Annotated in this window: 11 protein-coding genes, 6 tRNA genes and 3 rRNA genes; 15 read left to right on the top strand and 5 right to left on the bottom strand. The window is 46.7% G+C overall.

The window, feature by feature from the left end; all coding sequences use genetic code 11:
- The first annotated feature begins 5 nt into the window (after nt 1-5).
- Entirely contained in the window at nt 6-1,130 is a 1,125-nt protein-coding gene (gene hemE, locus ICN15_RS07275; RefSeq protein ID WP_216202013.1) for a uroporphyrinogen decarboxylase, read from the top strand.
- A gap of 264 nt (nt 1,131-1,394) precedes the next feature.
- A complete protein-coding gene (gene priA / locus ICN15_RS07270; RefSeq protein WP_216202012.1) occupies nt 1,395-3,524 on the top strand; it encodes a primosomal protein N' in 2,130 nt (709 codons plus the stop codon).
- On the opposite strand, the gene gcvH is transcribed toward priA, so the two are convergent.
- The 3 genes from gcvH to ICN15_RS07255 all read right to left on the bottom strand — a co-directional run bounded on the left by gcvH (nt 3,521) and on the right by ICN15_RS07255 (nt 5,548).
- The gene (gene gcvH, locus ICN15_RS07265) at nt 3,521-3,913 is read right to left on the bottom strand and encodes a glycine cleavage system protein GcvH (RefSeq protein WP_216202011.1); all 393 of its coding nucleotides are present in this window, start codon (nt 3,911-3,913) and stop codon (nt 3,521-3,523) included. The two genes, priA and gcvH, sit on opposite strands and share 4 nt — an antisense overlap.
- A 336-nt stretch (nt 3,914-4,249) precedes the next feature.
- Nucleotides 4,250-5,284 (bottom strand): fatty acid desaturase, encoded by a 1,035-nt coding sequence (locus ICN15_RS07260; protein ID WP_370625430.1) that lies wholly within the window; start codon nt 5,282-5,284, stop codon nt 4,250-4,252.
- A 188-nt stretch (nt 5,285-5,472) separates the two neighbouring features.
- Nucleotides 5,473-5,548, bottom strand: a tRNA-Arg gene (locus ICN15_RS07255).
- 101 nt (nt 5,549-5,649) lie between these two features.
- Between ICN15_RS07255 and ICN15_RS07250 the strand changes: the two genes are divergently transcribed.
- A complete protein-coding gene (locus ICN15_RS07250; protein ID WP_255532909.1) occupies nt 5,650-5,877 on the top strand; it encodes a hypothetical protein in 228 nt (75 codons plus the stop codon).
- 42 nt (nt 5,878-5,919) lie between these two features.
- Here ICN15_RS07250 and rsmI read toward each other — a convergent pair whose 3' ends face one another.
- Nucleotides 5,920-6,825, bottom strand: coding sequence for a 16S rRNA (cytidine(1402)-2'-O)-methyltransferase (gene rsmI, locus ICN15_RS07245; protein ID WP_216202009.1), 906 nt, complete (start codon nt 6,823-6,825; stop codon nt 5,920-5,922).
- 107 nt (nt 6,826-6,932) lie between these two features.
- Between rsmI and ICN15_RS07240 the strand changes: the two genes are divergently transcribed.
- The 3 genes from ICN15_RS07240 to ICN15_RS07230 are packed head-to-tail and all read left to right on the top strand — an operon-like array spanning nt 6,933 to nt 8,562.
- On the top strand, nt 6,933-7,535 hold the full coding sequence (locus ICN15_RS07240) for a phosphoheptose isomerase (RefSeq protein WP_216202008.1): 603 nt from the start codon (nt 6,933-6,935) through the stop codon (nt 7,533-7,535).
- A gap of 28 nt (nt 7,536-7,563) precedes the next feature.
- Complete coding sequence (locus tag ICN15_RS07235) at nt 7,564-8,208, top strand: BON domain-containing protein (RefSeq protein WP_216202007.1); 645 nt, start codon at nt 7,564-7,566, stop codon at nt 8,206-8,208.
- A gap of 9 nt (nt 8,209-8,217) precedes the next feature.
- A complete protein-coding gene (locus ICN15_RS07230) occupies nt 8,218-8,562 on the top strand; it encodes a c-type cytochrome (RefSeq protein WP_255532908.1) in 345 nt (114 codons plus the stop codon).
- Here the strand turns inward: ICN15_RS07230 and ICN15_RS07225 are convergent.
- Nucleotides 8,559-9,221 carry a GNAT family N-acetyltransferase gene (locus ICN15_RS07225; RefSeq protein WP_216202006.1) on the bottom strand — a complete coding sequence of 221 codons (663 nt, stop codon included), beginning with the start codon at nt 9,219-9,221 and terminating at the stop codon, nt 8,559-8,561. The genes ICN15_RS07230 and ICN15_RS07225 overlap by 4 nt on opposite strands.
- Before the next feature lie 493 nt (nt 9,222-9,714).
- Between ICN15_RS07225 and ICN15_RS07220 the strand changes: the two genes are divergently transcribed.
- The 9 genes from ICN15_RS07220 (at nt 9,715) to tuf (ending at nt 16,485) form a co-directional block, all read left to right on the top strand.
- Nucleotides 9,715-11,247: ribosomal RNA gene (locus ICN15_RS07220) — 16S ribosomal RNA — on the top strand.
- A 58-nt stretch (nt 11,248-11,305) separates the two neighbouring features.
- Nucleotides 11,306-11,382 (top strand) — tRNA-Ile (locus ICN15_RS07215).
- 30 nt (nt 11,383-11,412) lie between these two features.
- A tRNA-Ala gene (locus ICN15_RS07210) sits at nt 11,413-11,488 on the top strand.
- Between the two features lie 267 nt (nt 11,489-11,755).
- Nucleotides 11,756-14,629 (top strand): 23S ribosomal RNA (locus ICN15_RS07205).
- Between the two features lie 106 nt (nt 14,630-14,735).
- Nucleotides 14,736-14,849: ribosomal RNA gene (gene rrf, locus ICN15_RS07200) — 5S ribosomal RNA — on the top strand.
- The 16S, 23S and 5S rRNA genes sit together here with 5 tRNA genes alongside, the layout of an rRNA operon.
- Nucleotides 14,850-14,961: 112 nt before the next feature.
- Nucleotides 14,962-15,046: transfer RNA gene (locus ICN15_RS07195), tRNA-Tyr, on the top strand.
- 7 nt (nt 15,047-15,053) lie between these two features.
- Nucleotides 15,054-15,127 (top strand) — tRNA-Gly (locus ICN15_RS07190).
- 26 nt (nt 15,128-15,153) lie between these two features.
- Nucleotides 15,154-15,228, top strand: a tRNA-Thr gene (locus tag ICN15_RS07185).
- Nucleotides 15,229-15,294: 66 nt separating this feature from the next.
- Nucleotides 15,295-16,485 (top strand): elongation factor Tu, encoded by a 1,191-nt coding sequence (gene tuf, locus ICN15_RS07180; RefSeq protein ID WP_216201998.1) that lies wholly within the window; start codon nt 15,295-15,297, stop codon nt 16,483-16,485.
- The last annotated feature ends 4 nt before the right edge of the window (nt 16,486-16,489 follow it).

Genomic DNA, 16,489 nt, shown 5'->3' with positions numbered 1-16,489 from the left:
AGCCAGTGAGCGCTCCACTATTATCAAACGATCGATTTTTAAAAGCCTGTTTTGGTGAGGCAGTAGATCAAACTCCGCTTTGGCTTATGCGCCAGGCGGGCCGCTACTTGCCGGAATATAACGCCACTCGAGCTAGGGCCGGTAGTTTTTTAGGCCTTGCAAAAACGCCTGCTTATGCAACCGAAGTGACACTACAGCCACTCGATCGCTATCCACTGGACGCAGCAATTTTGTTTTCGGATATCTTAACTATCCCTGATGCAATGGGATTGGGTTTGAAATTTACAGCAGGTGAAGGCCCTAGTTTTGAGCACCCACTTCGCACGGAAGAGGCAGTCAAAAAATTACGTGTTGCTGATATGGATCAGCTCAAATACGTCTTTGATGCTGTTTCAGAAATTCGTAAAGCATTGATACAGGATGGCAAGCAACGCGTCCCATTGATCGGTTTTTCCGGAAGCCCTTGGACGCTGGCATGCTACATGATTGATGGCTCTGGATCAGACGATTTCCGTCATGCCAAGACAATGATGTTTAGCCGCCCCGATTTACTTGAGCATATTCTTGAGATCAATATTCAGTCTGTTGCTGCTTATCTGACTGAACAGGTAAAAGCCGGCGCACAGGCGCTCATGATTTTCGATACCTGGGGAGGTTTGCTTCCCGATGGTTGGTACCAGCGTATGTCTTTAGCTGCAATGCAAAAAGTCATTACATTACTGCCGCGGGAACACGAGGGACGAAAGATCCCTATCATTATGTTCACCAAGGGTGGAGGCATTTGGTTAAATGACATGGCCAAAGTTGGTGCAGATGTGATTGCAATCGACTGGACTATGCGTTTGAGCCGTGCTCGCAAGCAACTTTTAGAAATTAACAAGCCTTTGTCTTTGCAGGGTAATTTAGATCCCCTGATTCTGTTTTCAGGAGCTAAAGATATTGCTACCGCTGCATCTGAACTTTTAGAAGATTTAGCGGACGCACCCACACTCAAGCCGGGGCTACATTCTTTGGACGGCCATATTTTTAATCTCGGCCATGGCATCAATCAATTTACACCCCCCGAAAGCGTAACTGCTTTAGCAGAAACAGTCATTTCCAAATCCAAAGCCCTCCGGGCAACGAAATAATCATCAGTAACTGCTAACTTTAGCCATGATTTTGCTTAAAGTTATGCACAGATATGTGCAGAAAAGCAAATACAGTGAGATTGAAGGGAAATGTGAAAATTTACCTTTAGTAATAAATACAACCTATTGATTTATATATACTATTTAATAAATATTGATTTTAGGTTTTCGATAGCATTCCTATAGAATAAGCATTAAAGCCTCAATCTGCGAATGATATCCACAGACTTATCCACAGGTTAAGACAGAAAATTTTGGTAAATCATGTTTAAACCTATAGTGGTCCAGGTGGTAGTGGACAAGCCCTTGGCCCAGGGATTTGATTACCTGTGGGATGCTGAAAAACTAGGCGGCTTACCGAAAATTGGTCATGTGGTTGAGGTGCCCTTTGCCAGATCGGACTCAATTGGCTTGGTAATAAAAGTGAGTGACCACTCAGATTATGAGATAGAAAAGCTTAAATCTGTAAATCGCCTTGCCCCACTCCCCCCTTTAGACGTAGCTTCTTTGCGATTAATGAATTTTGCGAGTCAATACTACGTACATGCTTTAGGTGAAACCATATTGCCCACCATTCCGCAGATGTGGAAAAAAGCAGAGAATTGGGAGAACATTCCTAAAAAATTAGCATCAGCTGAGAAAAAAAAGAGCAAAGCAGCCACTCTTGCTTCAGAGGGATTGATTACAGAGGCACAGTTAAATTCGGATCAAAAAAATGCACTGCAAGAATTATTAGCTGATGGCAAAAAAGAAAATCAATTTAGAGTGATTTTGCTGCAGGGTCAGACGGGGAGCGGTAAAACCGCCGTTTTTCTGAATTGGCTTGCCAGCATTCTCAAAGATGAAAGTGCGCAGGTACTTTTATTGGTTCCAGAAATTAACTTAACGCCGCAGTTAGAAAGACGTGTGAGAGCTTATTTTCCAGATAAGAAGATGGCTGTATTGCATAGTGGCATTAGTGAAAAGAAAAGGGGCATTGCCTGGTTTGAGGCAATGACCGGCTCAGCACAAATTATTTTAGGAACACGCCTTGCGGCACTGACGCCGATGCCAAGCCTAAAGGCAATCGTAGTAGATGAAGAACATGATTCATCTTATAAACAGCAAGAAGGCACACGGTACTCTGCAAGAGATTTGGCTATATGGCGCGCACATGACCAAACAATTCCAATTTTGCTGTCATCTGCCACACCCTCTCTAGAGACTTGGCAAGCAGCGCAATCACAGCGCTATGAATATATTCGACTCGATCAGAGGGCTCAGGGCGCAAGCTTGCCTAGAGTACATTTAATTGATACCCGCAATCCACAAAATCAATTTAGTCCTGGGGATGAAAAGGCGCCAAAACAAAAAAGTTTAATTACAAAGACACTCTCAAACGCTATTACTAGTGCGCTTAAAGAAAAAAAACAGAGTCTCATATTAATTAATCGTCGTGGCTATGCTCCGGTATTAAGTTGCGCCGCTTGTAACTGGTTATCAAAATGTACGCAATGCTCTACTTACACGGTAATGCATAAAGCAGGCGCATTAGGAAAAAGATCGATATTGAGTTGCCATCACTGTGGATTACTTAAATCCATTCCCCAGTTTTGTCCGGATTGCGGAAACGCAGATTTAAAACCGCTAGGTCACGGCACTCAGAAAATAGAAGATGCCATAGAGGAAATGTGGCCCCAGGCAAGAGTGCTTCGGGTTGATACAGACTCCAGCAGGAAAAGCAAAGGAGCAGAGACACTCTTCCAAGAAATACATGATGGCAATGTGGATATTGTTGTTGGTACACAAATGATTGCCAAGGGACATGATTATCAAAACATTGGACTGGTTGCTGTACTAGATGCAGACAGCCGACTCTATTCAGCAGACTTTAGAGCGGCCGAAAGATTATTTGCGCAGTTGGTGCAGGTTGCAGGGCGCGCTGGAAGGTCTGGGGTTGGTGGTGAAGCGGGTGGTGATATTTATATCGAAACTCAATATCCAGAGTCTCCCGTCTATCAGTATTTATTAAGACATGATATCGATGGATTTTTAGCGTTTACTGCGAGCGAGCGAGCTGAGTCAAAGTTACCGCCTTATTCTTATCAAGCCTTGATTCATGCTGAGGCTAAGAGCCTTGAAAAAGCTATTCAGTTTTTAAACGAATTAAAAATCCGTATGAAAACGAGAGGCATAGTCACGAAAGAATTAAAGGTCTATGACCCAGTACCCAAGCCGGTTATGCGTGTTGCAGGCGCCGAAAGAGCTCAATTGCTAATAGAGTCTGCGAATCGAAAGGCGCTTCAAGAAGCGCTTGAAATGGTTGATCAAGAATTGCGGCAAGACTCACAGGGGCGTATCAGTAAAACATCACGCATTCGCTGGCTGATAGAGCGCGATCCGATTGCTATTTAAGCGCCAGCACCGGAGTTGTATTGCGCAAGAGAGACTAAAGTGCTTAACTCAGAGTTCAACATTTCTTCCGATGTTGGCTTGATTTTAAAAAGCCACACTCCATAGGGTTTCTGATTCACGATCTCAGGTGATGCATCCATTTCTTCGTTGAGGGAGATGATTTCACCGCCAATAGGCGCATGAATATCACTCGCTGCTTTGACAGATTCAATTGCGGCGATAGCCTCACCCTGTTTAACTAGCTGACCAATTTTCGGCGCTTGAAAAAACATTACATCGCCCAAAGCTTCTTGGGCATGGTTGCTAATACCAACCCATACCAGCCCGTCATCCTCAATGCTGGCCCACTCATGCGTTTGCGCGAATTTAAATGTATCTTCAGTTTTCATTGGGTATCCTGTGAGATATAGGTCATGGACTGATGTCGACGTATGGCAAAGAACGCCAAACAAATCCCTAAGTTGGGGATGAAAAAATGAAGTTGAAACCTAATGAAGATTAGGTTTTTGCAGAACCAGTTCTGTGGGTACGGTTGTATAAGCAGCTAGCGCAGATCCAACGTTGTTTACGATTACTTGTCGGAATCCATGTGCCGCCCTCCAGACGCTTTTCGCGACTGCAAGAAGAGCAAAATTTAAGGCTCTGAGAGGTTTCTTGGGTAGCAGCTGGAGTCGAAGTAGTCATGGGTAGTCCGGGTAAGCCAAATCTTGTACAGAGGATCTATTTTACCCGTTTTGTCCTACTGGGGCTGGGCTGAGAACAACTCTCACGGAATCAGCCGTTTTGTTGCCATCAAAATCAAGCCAAGCCTTGTTTTCGAAGTCATAAAGCTTGCACATGCGGGCAGTATCAAAATACCAGGCCCAAGAGAACTTTTGAATAAAAATACGCTCTGGAAGGATGGTTTCCAGGGTATTTTGAGCTTCCTGAAGGCGATAAAGAGGGACGCTCATATCCACGTGATGGGCGGTATGCTCCATGATATGGTGCATTAAAGAGCCCCAAATCCAGCCAAAGGTCAAATGCACTGTAGTGGATACAAAAGGCTGGGCACGTAACCATTCTGATTTCTTGTCATACCAGGACACTGAGGTATGTGTGTGGTGAACATAGACTACAAAGCCGATCATGCCGTTCCAGAATAAGAAAGGCACTACAAAGCCGGTAATTAATCCTAACCAAATGGATTGACCAGTAGCAATGGCTCCGGCAATAAGGCAGGCAATCCAAATAATGGCAAAGCCCGTTACCAATAAATTGTCCTTAAGGAAAATAGGGCGGTCACCAGGTTTGTTCTTCGCATTTGGGAAATACTCGCGTCTCCACCAGATTTCAATGAGGTAATAGAGAACGGGCCCCCATCCACTGCGATAAAGACGCTCAAGCGTTTTACGCCAAGCAGGCAAAGCATCAAACTCTGTTTTTGATAAAGGCGCCCAGACAAAGTCAAAGCCCTTTAAGTTGGTTTGACCGTGGTGAACCACGTTATGACCTACATCCCATAGGCTATATGGGGTTAGGGATGGCAAGAAAGCAATGCGCCCTAGTACTTTATTAAGCTCACGGTGTGGTGTGAAGCTTTGGTGGCAAGCATCGTGACCCAAAATAAAAATGCGACCAGTTACAAATCCAGCAACGAGGCCAAAAATAACTTTGAGCAAAAGGCTTTCTACAAAAATTGTTCCAGCAATACAGCCAAGCCACAAAACAGAATCTAATGTTAGAAGCGCAATGGCTTTTGCAGTTTGTCCTTGAGCCATTGGAATCAGCCAGCCGCGAATCACTTTGCGATGTGGCAAAGGAAGATTGGGGGCCAAAGGGTTAGCCAAGGATGGCTCAGATAAGGCAGAATTTAGATGATTTGACATGATAAGAATCAATAAGTTAGGTGCAAATGATAGCCTTTTTCACGAATTTACGCAGGAGGTCGGTCAAAAACCCCCTCTTTTGGCGCGCCCGGCAGGAATCGAACCTGCGACCCTTGGCTTCGGAGGCCAATACTCTATCCACTGAGCTACGGGCGCCATTATAAAAAGGTAACTTCGCTATTGTAAGTGCCTGTACCTGGCTCTCTAGCTATAATCTTTTAGAAGTAATCCTAAACCCAACAAGTGATAAAAGTCCTATGAGCGAAGCACACGGTAGCCTAATTAAGTCCCCCAAACAATTGATTGCCATGGTCTTTGCCAGCTTTTTTGTGCCGCTGACTATCATTTTGTTGTTAATGGTATTTGTTAATAATGGCAAGCGTACGGATGCAGAAGCCACTGCAGAACAACTGATTAAGCCGGTTGGGCGATTAAATATTGCCGCTGCTGTTCCAGCGCCGGCTGCTGATACTGCAACTAAATAAGCCTTTCGACCTTAAGTCACAGCTGGCTAAAGGCCAGCTTTTTTATTCCTCGTTATTTTGAGCTTTTGCTTCTAAGGCAACTTGGTAAGCCTCTTTCTTAGTTAGGCCCAGGGTTTGTGCAAGTACCGCAGCAATTTCTTTGCTGCCGAGATAGGGGCTTAATGCATTGGCCCATAGTAATAGGGCTGAATGTTCTGGAGCCTCATCTGCATTGGCTTGGCGGCCGGCCACCAAAATGATAAATTCACCTTTGAGGCTCTCTGCCTTCTCAAGCCAGTCTGGAATATTGGCAGCAGTAAGGGTAACTAGTTGCTCAAATTTTTTAGTAAGCTCCCTGCCAATCAGCACTTGTCGCTCTGGCTCTAGTTCTTTACTAAGCATCACAAGGGTGTCTCGGATTTGATGGGGTGATTCAAACAAGATACTTGTTTTTGAATTGCTCCGAATATCTTGTATCAACGCACCACGCTCCTTAGCCTTATTAGGCCAAAAGCCAAGAAACTGAAAGCGCCCTTCTGATGGCAGCATGACTGAGCCACTTGCAGAAATAGCAGACAACACAGCGCTTGCACCGGGAATTGGAATCACTCGAAAACCCGCCTTCTGAACGGCGTGAACCAGACGTGCGCCTGGATCAGAAACGCCTGGGGTTCCGGCATCAGAAATGTAAGCCCAGCGCTCATTTTGGGAAAGGCGCTGAATTACAGTTTGTGCGCCAGCAACCTCATTGTGCTCATGCAGTGCCAAACATTTTTTATGAATGCCAAAATGCTGCAGGAGGGGCGCGCTATGCCGAGTATCTTCACAGGCTATACCATCCACGGAATGAAGCACATGAAGCGCGCGTAAGGTGATGTCCCCCATATTGCCAATTGGGGTGGCAACCATATATAAGGCGCCGGTAGGCAGGTCCTGTTGCTTTAAAAAATCCAAGGAGCTTAATTCCATAGAGGCAATCTCTTACGCGAGAAGTATGAATAAGTAACAGAATACGTTGCTTTTGGGATTAGGGGCAGCCTCGCCTGCCGAGCCTTACTTTGGCGCATAATAATGCGATGGATAAAGACACTCTCGAACGTTTGCGCGCTCGCGCATCCCAACATTTCTTAGACAGCATTGCCGTAAAGCAAGAGGCTGAAAAAATGCTTCCTCAACAGGTGGCGCGCGCCATAGTCGCAATGACGGAGTGCTTGCGTACTGGCGGAAAAATAATGGCTTGCGGCAATGGTGGATCTGCGGCTGATGCACAGCATTTTGCCGCGGAGTTAATTGGCCGATTCGAGAGAGAGCGTCAAGAGTTGGCGGCGATTGCTTTAACAACAGACACCTCAATTTTGACGGCAGTTGGTAATGACTATAGCTACGATGAAGTTTTTACTAAGCAGGTACGAGGCCTTGGTAAAAAAGGCGATATTTTGATTGGCATCTCTACTTCAGGAAATTCAAAAAACATAGTGAGAGCGATTGAAGTTGCAAAAACGATGGGCATCAAAATTATTGCGCTAACCGGTAATGGCGGCGGAAAAATTGCTAGCCTCTTGGATGCGGATGACATTCATCTATGCGTCCCGTCCAATCGTACTGCCCGTATTCAAGAAACACATTTAGTTTTACTACATGCTTTGTGTGATGGTGTTGACCATCTATTGCTAGATTAATTGTTTTAAACCGAAGAGGGCTCCCCATATGCGCATCAAGTTCATTGGTAAATTATTGGCACTACTAACCCTCATCTCATTTTTATCTTCTTGTGCAGTGGTTGCAGTAGGTGGTGTCGCTGCTGGTGCAAGCGTCATGGCCGATCGACGTTCTCCAGCAACTCAAGCAATCGATAAGGGGATTGGTCTGGAAATAGAGAATGCTTTGGATAAGAAGTTTGGAGATAGTGCGCATATTAATGTGACCTCGTTGAATCAAAAAGTATTGCTGACTGGCGAAGTGAAGGATGCCAGTATTAAAGAGCAAGCTACTGCGTATACAAAAGGAAATAAGAACGTACGTTCTGTATTTAATGAATTAGTTATTGGACCAAATAGCTCCTATACCGCTCGAGCAAATGACGCGTATCTCGAATCCAAAATCAAAACACAAATGATTTTCACGGACAAGTTGCCATCGAATTCAATGACAATCGTTGCTGAGGGTAGCAGCGTTTATTTGATGGGTATTTTGACGCAGAACGAGGCAGAGATCGCCAAGAAAGTAGCTAGCAACACGAATGGCGTAAAAGATGTTTATGCCTACTTCGATATTATTTCTGAGGCGGAAAAAATGCGCTTAGAAAAACAAGGAAAGGCAGATGAATCTCAGCCTAACTCGACGCCAAACTAATAAAGCAATATGAGCAGAGGTGGGAAATGGATTCTGTGTATTGCCCTGCTCCTTGTTTATTTTAGTGCAGCGCGCGCCGCTAACGATGACCTCGCGCCTCTCGCACTAGCAAAACAAAATGCTTGCTTAGGATGTCATGCGGTAGATAAAAAAATTGTGGGCCCCAGCTTTCAGGCGGTTGCAAAGAAGTACAGTAACGACCCTAATGCAACTGCGTTTCTAAAAAACAAAATTCTTAAAGGGGGTTCGGGGTCTTGGGGTGTCGTGCCGATGCCGGCAAACACAAAGCTAAGTGATGCGCAATTAACTTTGCTAGCCAATTGGATTCTGCGTGGGGCACCCAGTGCAAATTAAGTTGAGCTAGGTAGTGGTTTCCCCAGAATCCAGCACCAGGCATCCTTTGTACGCTTCCAATTCGCTTTCACGACGTAGTCAAAATTAGCCCACTGACTATTTGTAGCCTCTTCCACAATGGTGCTGTGATTTGCTGGCAACAACCTCAAGTGTGCGTCGGCATCTCCATAGGCAAGCTCAACATGCATTCCAGCCTTGCGAGCTATATGCATCATGGTTTTGTTATTTGCCAAACAATGTACAAACAAAGTTTTGACACCAGTATTGCGCGCATGCACTGAAGCACGTGCTAATAATGCAGTGCCTATACCCTGCCCTCGACCATTGGGTAGAACCGAAACACCAAACTCAGCAGCCTCTGATTGCTCATTGGCTATGGGTAAGTAGGCTAAATGCGCTATTCCAGCTAGGTTAAGTAGAGCATCAAAGTGACCGAACACCTTGTCTTGTGTGAAGTCGAGGCGTTCAACATGGCGCTCAATCACCTCGTTGGACGTCTGTGTTCCAAAGCGAAGTCGGCGATCATCTTCATTGAGCAATAAAAGATGATTCAGAATCTGTTCTTTGTGGTTGGCATGTAATTCACGCACATGGACGATCAAGCTTGATGCATATGGCGTCTTGCTGATGAAGCGACTATTCGCTGCTTTATTGTGCATAGCAACATACTAGCAGAAAACAATGAAAATATAGGGTTTTCCCTAATTTAATGAATTAAAGAATAAAAGTGGCAAAAGCCCGCTAAAAACTATAGGATTTAAGCCTTAATATCTGAACTGGGGCATCAAAAAACTGGGTTTTTTAAAAAAGATTGAATTTATTTTGAATCCCTATACCCCTGTTTATAAAGGGATTATTTGATATGTAAGAAAAATCTTCGCTTTTAGGTAGAAAAAGACCACGAAAGGTGTTGACAGGGCCGTAGGAGTGGGATATAGTCTGATCTCTCTGCTGAATGTTATTTGAAATACAAAACAAGTCAGCCCTCTTTAAAAATTAGTCAACCGATAATTGTGGGTACTAAGTGAAAGCATCAAGTCCTTCGGGACAGATGTAAATAAATAGTACTCATAGACAGTAAAAAGATTTGGTTTTATTACCAAGTCAATTTCTTTTGAATGAGTGCGACGATCCGCAAGGATCACAGGAATTAAACTGAAGAGTTTGATCCTGGCTCAGATTGAACGCTGGCGGCATGCCTTACACATGCAAGTCGAACGGCAGCACGGGTACTTGTACCTGGTGGCGAGTGGCGAACGGGTGAGTAATACATCGGAACGTACCTTATCGTGGGGGATAACGCAGCGAAAGCTGTGCTAATACCGCATACGCCCTGAGGGGGAAAGCGGGGGATCGAAAGACCTCGCGCGATTAGAGCGGCCGATGCCTGATTAGCTTGTTGGTGGGGTAAAAGCCCACCAAGGCGACGATCAGTAGCTGGTCTGAGAGGACGATCAGCCACACTGGGACTGAGACACGGCCCAGACTCCTACGGGAGGCAGCAGTGGGGAATTTTGGACAATGGGGGAAACCCTGATCCAGCAATGCCGCGTGAGTGAAGAAGGCCTTCGGGTTGTAAAGCTCTTTTGTCAGGGAAGAAACACCGGCTCTAACACAGTCCGGGAATGACGGTACCTGAAGAATAAGCACCGGCTAACTACGTGCCAGCAGCCGCGGTAATACGTAGGGTGCAAGCGTTAATCGGAATTACTGGGCGTAAAGCGTGCGCAGGCGGTTATACAAGACAGGCGTGAAATCCCCGGGCTTAACCTGGGAATGGCGCCTGTGACTGTATAGCTAGAGTGTGTCAGAGGGGGGTAGAATTCCACGTGTAGCAGTGAAATGCGTAGATATGTGGAGGAATACCAATGGCGAAGGCAGCCCCCTGGGATAACACTGACGCTCATGCACGAAAGCGTGGGGAGCAAACAGGATTAGATACCCTGGTAGTCCACGCCCTAAACGATGCTGACTAGTTGTTCGGGATTTACATCCTGAGTAACGTAGCTAACGCGTGAAGTCAGCCGCCTGGGGAGTACGGTCGCAAGATTAAAACTCAAAGGAATTGACGGGGACCCGCACAAGCGGTGGATGATGTGGATTAATTCGATGCAACGCGAAAAACCTTACCTACCCTTGACATGTGACTAACGAAGTAGAGATACATTAGGTGCTCGTAAGAGAAAGTCAACACAGGTGCTGCATGGCTGTCGTCAGCTCGTGTCGTGAGATGTTGGGTTAAGTCCCGCAACGAGCGCAACCCTTGTCTTTAGTTGCTACGCAAGAGCACTCTAAAGAGACTGCCGGTGACAAACCGGAGGAAGGTGGGGATGACGTCAAGTCCTCATGGCCCTTATGGGTAGGGCTTCACACGTCATACAATGGTGCATACAGAGGGTTGCCAACCCGCGAGGGGGAGCTAATCTCAGAAAATGCATCGTAGTCCGGATCGTAGTCTGCAACTCGACTACGTGAAGCTGGAATCGCTAGTAATCGCGGATCAGAATGTCGCGGTGAATACGTTCCCGGGTCTTGTACACACCGCCCGTCATACCATGGGAGTGGGTTTTGCCAGAAGCCGTTAGCCTAACCGCAAGGAGGGCGACTGCCACGGCAGGGTTCATGACTGGGGTAAAGTCGTAACAAGGTAGCCGTATCGGAAGGTGCGGCTGGATCACCTCCTTTCTAGAGAAAGATGCTGGAGCTCTAGTGCCCACACTTATCGGTTGACAATAAAAGCCACGGGTCTGTAGCTCAGCTGGTTAGAGCACTGTGTTGATAACGCAGGGGTCGTAGGTTCAAGTCCTACCAGACCCACCACCAGCCAGAAACAAGACTTAGTGGGACGTTGGGGGATTAGCTCAGCTGGGAGAGCACCTGCTTTGCAAGCAGGGGGTCGTCGGTTCGATCCCGTCATCCTCCACCATCATCTAAATGTCAAAACTAAGCAATTTGTTAATTGTTTAGTTTTGCCATTTATGGCTGTTCTTTAAAAATTTGAGTAAGCAAAGTGTCAAATGTTTCTTTGAGAGGACATTTGACAATGTAATAAGGGTAAAGATTGAATCATCAATCAGTAATACAAACGAGTTTTACCAAGTTCTTTAACAAGTACTTACAGTTTGGATTACGGCAAACATGTCAGAAGTAGAAATAAACCTGTAACAGGTGCTAGCAATGGTGCTCGTTATAGGATCAAGTGAATAAGTGCACATGATGGATGCCTTGGCGATTACAGGCGACGAAAGACGTTATAACCTGCGATAAGCCCCGGGGAGCTGGTAAATAAGCTTTGATCCGGGGATTTCTGAATGGGGAAACCCACCACTTTTGTGGTATCCATACCTGAATACATAGGGTATGAGAAGCGAACCTCGTGAACTGAAACATCTAAGTAGCGAGAGGAAAAGACATCAACCGAGATTCCCAGAGTAGTGGCGAGCGAAATGGGAACAGCCTTCTAGTGATATCTCAGTAATTAACAGAATGGAATGGAAAGTCCAACAATAAAGGGTGATAGTCCCGTATGTGAAAATTATTGAGTGGTACTAGGCTAGAGACAAGTAGGGCGGGACACGTGAAATCCTGTCTGAATATGGGGGGACCATCCTCCAAGGCTAAATACTCGTAATCGACCGATAGTGAACAAGTACCGTGAGGGAAAGGCGAAAAGAACCCCGGGAGGGGAGTGAAATAGATCCTGAAATTGTGTGCATACAAACAGTAGGAGCCTCGTAAGGGGTGACTGCGTACCTTTTGTATAATGGGTCAGCGACTTACATTCAGTAGCAAGCTTAACCGAATAGGGAAGGCGTAGCGAAAGCGAGTCCGAATAGGGCGCTAGTTGCTGGGTGTAGACCCGAAACCAGTTGATCTATCCATGGCCAGGTTGAAGGTGCGGTAACACGTACTGGAGGACCGAACCCACTAACGTTGAAAAGTTAGGGGATGAGCTGTGGATAGGGGTGAAAGGCTAAACAAAACTGGAAATAGCTGGTTCTCTCCGAAAACTATTTAGGTAGTGCCTCGTGTATCACTGTAGGGGGTAGAGCACTGTCATGGTAGTGGGGTCCATTGCGGATTACTGCGCCATAGCAAACTCCGAATACCTACAAGTGCAAGCACGGGAGACAGACATCGGGTGCTAACGTCCGGTGTCAAGAGGGAAACAACCCAGACCGCCAGCTAAGGTCCCTAATATATGCTAAGTGGGAAACGAAGTGGGAAGGCTAAAACAGTCAGGAGGTTGGCTTAGAAGCAGCCATCCTTTAAAGAAAGCGTAATAGCTCACTGATCGAGTCGTCCTGCGCGGAAGATGTAACGGGGCTAAGCATATAACCGAAGCTGCGGATCACAGCAATGTGATGGTAGGAGAGCGTTCTGTAAGCCTGTGAAGGTGTCTTGTAAAGGATGCTGGAGGTATCAGAAGTGCGAATGCTGACATGAGTAGCGATAAAGGGGGTGAAAAGCCCCCTCGCCGTAAGCCCAAGGTTTCCTGTTCAACGTTCATCGGAACAGGGTGAGTCGGCCCCTAAGGCGAGGCAGAGATGCGTAGCTGATGGGAACAAGGTTAATATTCCTTGACCATTGTTAGATGCGATGGGGGGACGGATCGCGGAAAGTTGTCCGGGTGTTGGAAGTCCCGGTTCTTGCGTTGGAGATGGCTATTAGGTAAATCCGGTAGCGTAATTCAAGGGCGTGAGACGAGCGAATTTATTCGCGAAGCAATTGGAAGTGGTTCCAAGAAAAGCCTCTAAGCTTCAGTCTAACAAGACCGTACCGCAAACCGACACAGGTGGGCGAGATGAGTATTCTAAGGCGCTTGAGAGAACTCAGGAGAAGGAACTCGGCAAATTTGTACCGTAACTTCGGGATAAGGTACGCCCTGGTAGTTTGACCCTGTACAAGGGGAGGACGAAAGGGTTGCAATAAAAAGGTGGCTGCGACTGTTTAATAAAAACACAGCACTCTGCAAACACGAAAGTGGACGTATAGGGTGTGACGCCTGCCCGGTGCTGGAAGATTAAATGATGGGGTGCAAGCTCTTGATTGAAGTCCCAGTAAACGGCGGCCGTAACTATAACGGTCCTAAGGTAGCGAAATTCCTTGTCGGGTAAGTTCCGACCTGCACGAATGGCGTAACGATGGCCACACTGTCTCCTCCTGAGACTCAGCGAAGTTGAAATGTTTGTGATGATGCAATCTACCCGTGGCTAGACGGAAAGACCCCATGAACCTTTACTGTAGCTTTGCATTGGACTTTGAACCGGTCTGTGTAGGATAGGTGGGAGGCGTTGAAAGCGGGATGCTAGTTCCGCTGGAGCCAACCTTGAAATACCACCCTGGTTTGTTTGAGGTTCTAACCTTGGCCCATTATCTGGGTCGGGAACAGTGCATGGTAGGCAGTTTGACTGGGGCGGTCTCCTCCCAAAGTGTAACGGAGGAGTACGAAGGTACGCTTGGTACGGTCGGACATCGTACCTAAAGTGCAATGGCAAAAGCGTGCTTAACTGCGAGACCGACAAGTCGAGCAGGTGCGAAAGCAGGTCATAGTGATCCGGTGGTTCTGTATGGAAGGGCCATCGCTCAACGGATAAAAGGTACTCTGGGGATAACAGGCTGATACCGCCCAAGAGTTCATATCGACGGCGGTGTTTGGCACCTCGATGTCGGCTCATCTCATCCTGGGGCTGTAGCCGGTCCCAAGGGTATGGCTGTTCGCCATTTAAAGAGGTACGTGAGCTGGGTTTAAAACGTCGTGAGACAGTTTGGTCCCTATCTGCCATGGGCGTTGGAGATTTGACGGGGGCTGCTCCTAGTACGAGAGGACCGGAGTGGACGTACCGCTGGTGTACCTGTTGTTTCGCCAGAAGCATCGCAGGGTAGCTATGTACGGAAGAGATAACCGCTGAAAGCATCTAAGCGGGAAACTTGCCTGAAGATGAGATCTCCCGTAGGTTTAACCTACATAAAGGGTCGTTGAAGACCACAACGTTGATAGGTCAGGTGTGGAAGCGCAGTAATGCGTTAAGCTAACTGATACTAATTGCCCGTTAGGCTTGATCCTATAACCAGCACTATTGTGTTGGATGTTTGCCAGATTTAATCTGCATCCTTAATTACATGCTTACTCAAATAGAACTGTTGATTTATCAACAGTTCGATCCTCTACGCCCGGTGACCATAGCAAGTTGGAACCACTCCTTCCCATCCCGAACAGGACAGTGAAACGACTTTACGCCGATGATAGTGCGGATTACCCGTGTGAAAGTAGGTAACTGCCGGGCACCAATGCGACGCCCAGACCCTCTTAGGTCTGGGCGTTTTTACTTGTGCAAAGCGTTTTGAGGTATTGAGGATTGACAGAAACTCCAATTGGAGTCAGAATATTGGGTTCGCGGAGGGGTGTCCGAGCGGCTAAAGGAGGCAGACTGTAAATCTGTTGGCTATGCCTACGTAGGTTCGAATCCTACCCCCTCCACCAGAGATGTGCGGGATTAGTTTAATGGTAAAACAGCAGATTTCCAATCTTCGGTCAAGAGTTCGATTCTCTTATCCCGCTCCAGAATTTGTAGTAATGGATTGAGTTTTGCCCATGTGGCTCAGTGGTAGAGCACTCCCTTGGTAAGGGAGAGGTCGGCAGTTCGATCCTGCCCATGGGCACCAGGCTTCATTTGTATTAATTTTAATTTCGTGTGTTGGTTTAAGAGTTAACTAAAGGCAGACAAAAAAATGGCAAAAGAAAAGTTTGAGCGGACAAAACCGCACGTAAACGTAGGCACTATTGGTCACGTTGACCACGGTAAAACCACCTTAACTGCAGCAATTGCAACCGTGCTCTCTAAGCAGTTCGGTGGCGAAGCAAAAGCATACGATCAGATCGATGCTGCTCCAGAAGAAAAAGCCCGCGGTATTACGATTAATACTGCGCACGTCGAGTATGAGACAGCGAACCGTCACTATGCTCACGTCGATTGCCCAGGACATGCTGACTATGTCAAGAACATGATTACTGGTGCTGCTCAGATGGACGGCGCTATTTTGGTTTGCTCTGCAGCGGACGGCCCAATGCCACAAACGCGTGAGCACATCCTCTTGGCACGCCAAGTCGGTGTTCCATACATCATCGTGTTCTTGAACAAGTGCGATATGGTCGATGACGCTGAATTACTTGAGTTAGTTGAAATGGAAGTGCGCGAGCTTCTGACTAAGTATGAATTCCCTGGTGATGACACTCCGATTATTCAAGGTTCTGCTAAGTTGGCTTTAGAGGGCGACGAAGGCCCTATGGGTAAAGAAGCCATCATGAAGTTAGCTGATGCACTCGATACATTTATCCCTACGCCAGACCGTGCTGTTGACGGCGCTTTCTTGATGCCAGTAGAAGATGTGTTCTCCATCTCTGGTCGCGGTACTGTTGTAACAGGCCGTATTGAGCGCGGTATTATCAAAGTGGGCGAAGAGATCGAAATCATCGGTATCAAGCCAACCTTAAAGTCCACATGTACTGGTGTTGAAATGTTCCGCAAATTGCTCGACCAAGGTCAAGCAGGTGATAACGTCGGCATCTTGTTACGCGGCACGAAACGTGAAGAAGTTGAGCGCGGCCAAGTATTGGCTAAGCCAGGTTCAATCACACCACATACTCACTTTACTGCTCAGGTATATATCTTGGGTAAAGATGAAGGTGGTCGTCATACCCCATTCTTTAACAACTATCGTCCTCAGTTTTACTTCCGTACTACGGACGTAACAGGGTCAATCGAGTTGCCAAAAGACAAAGAAATGGTCATGCCAGGTGATAACGTAGAAATTACCGTCAAGCTCATCGCCCCAATCGCGATGGATGAAGGTTTGCGTTTTGCGATCCGTGAAGGTGGCCGAACTGTTGGCTCCGGCGTGGTTTCGAAGATTTTGGCTTAATAGT

Origin of the sequence: Polynucleobacter sp. CS-Odin-A6 (genome assembly GCF_018882095.1) — a bacterium.
GTDB lineage: Bacteria > Pseudomonadota > Gammaproteobacteria > Burkholderiales > Burkholderiaceae > Polynucleobacter.
This window is presented reverse-complemented; position numbering and strand designations above follow the sequence as displayed.

Excerpts from the sequence above, each read along its gene's own strand:
- gcvH (WP_216202011.1), bottom strand. The coding sequence starts at position 3,913 with ATGAAAACTGAAGATACATTTAAATTCGCGCAAACGCATGAGTGGGCC.
- ICN15_RS07230 (WP_255532908.1), top strand. The coding sequence starts at position 8,218 with ATGAGCAGAGGTGGGAAATGGATTCTGTGTATTGCCCTGCTCCTTGTT.
- priA (WP_216202012.1), top strand. The coding sequence starts at position 1,395 with ATGTTTAAACCTATAGTGGTCCAGGTGGTAGTGGACAAGCCCTTGGCC.
- tuf (WP_216201998.1), top strand. The coding sequence starts at position 15,295 with ATGGCAAAAGAAAAGTTTGAGCGGACAAAACCGCACGTAAACGTAGGC.
- ICN15_RS07240 (WP_216202008.1), top strand. The coding sequence starts at position 6,933 with ATGGATAAAGACACTCTCGAACGTTTGCGCGCTCGCGCATCCCAACAT.
- ICN15_RS07235 (WP_216202007.1), top strand. The coding sequence starts at position 7,564 with ATGCGCATCAAGTTCATTGGTAAATTATTGGCACTACTAACCCTCATC.
- ICN15_RS07225 (WP_216202006.1), bottom strand. The coding sequence starts at position 9,221 with ATGCACAATAAAGCAGCGAATAGTCGCTTCATCAGCAAGACGCCATAT.
- ICN15_RS07250 (WP_255532909.1), top strand. The coding sequence starts at position 5,650 with ATGAGCGAAGCACACGGTAGCCTAATTAAGTCCCCCAAACAATTGATT.
- rsmI (WP_216202009.1), bottom strand. The coding sequence starts at position 6,825 with ATGGAATTAAGCTCCTTGGATTTTTTAAAGCAACAGGACCTGCCTACC.
- ICN15_RS07260 (WP_370625430.1), bottom strand. The coding sequence starts at position 5,284 with ATGGCTCAAGGACAAACTGCAAAAGCCATTGCGCTTCTAACATTAGAT.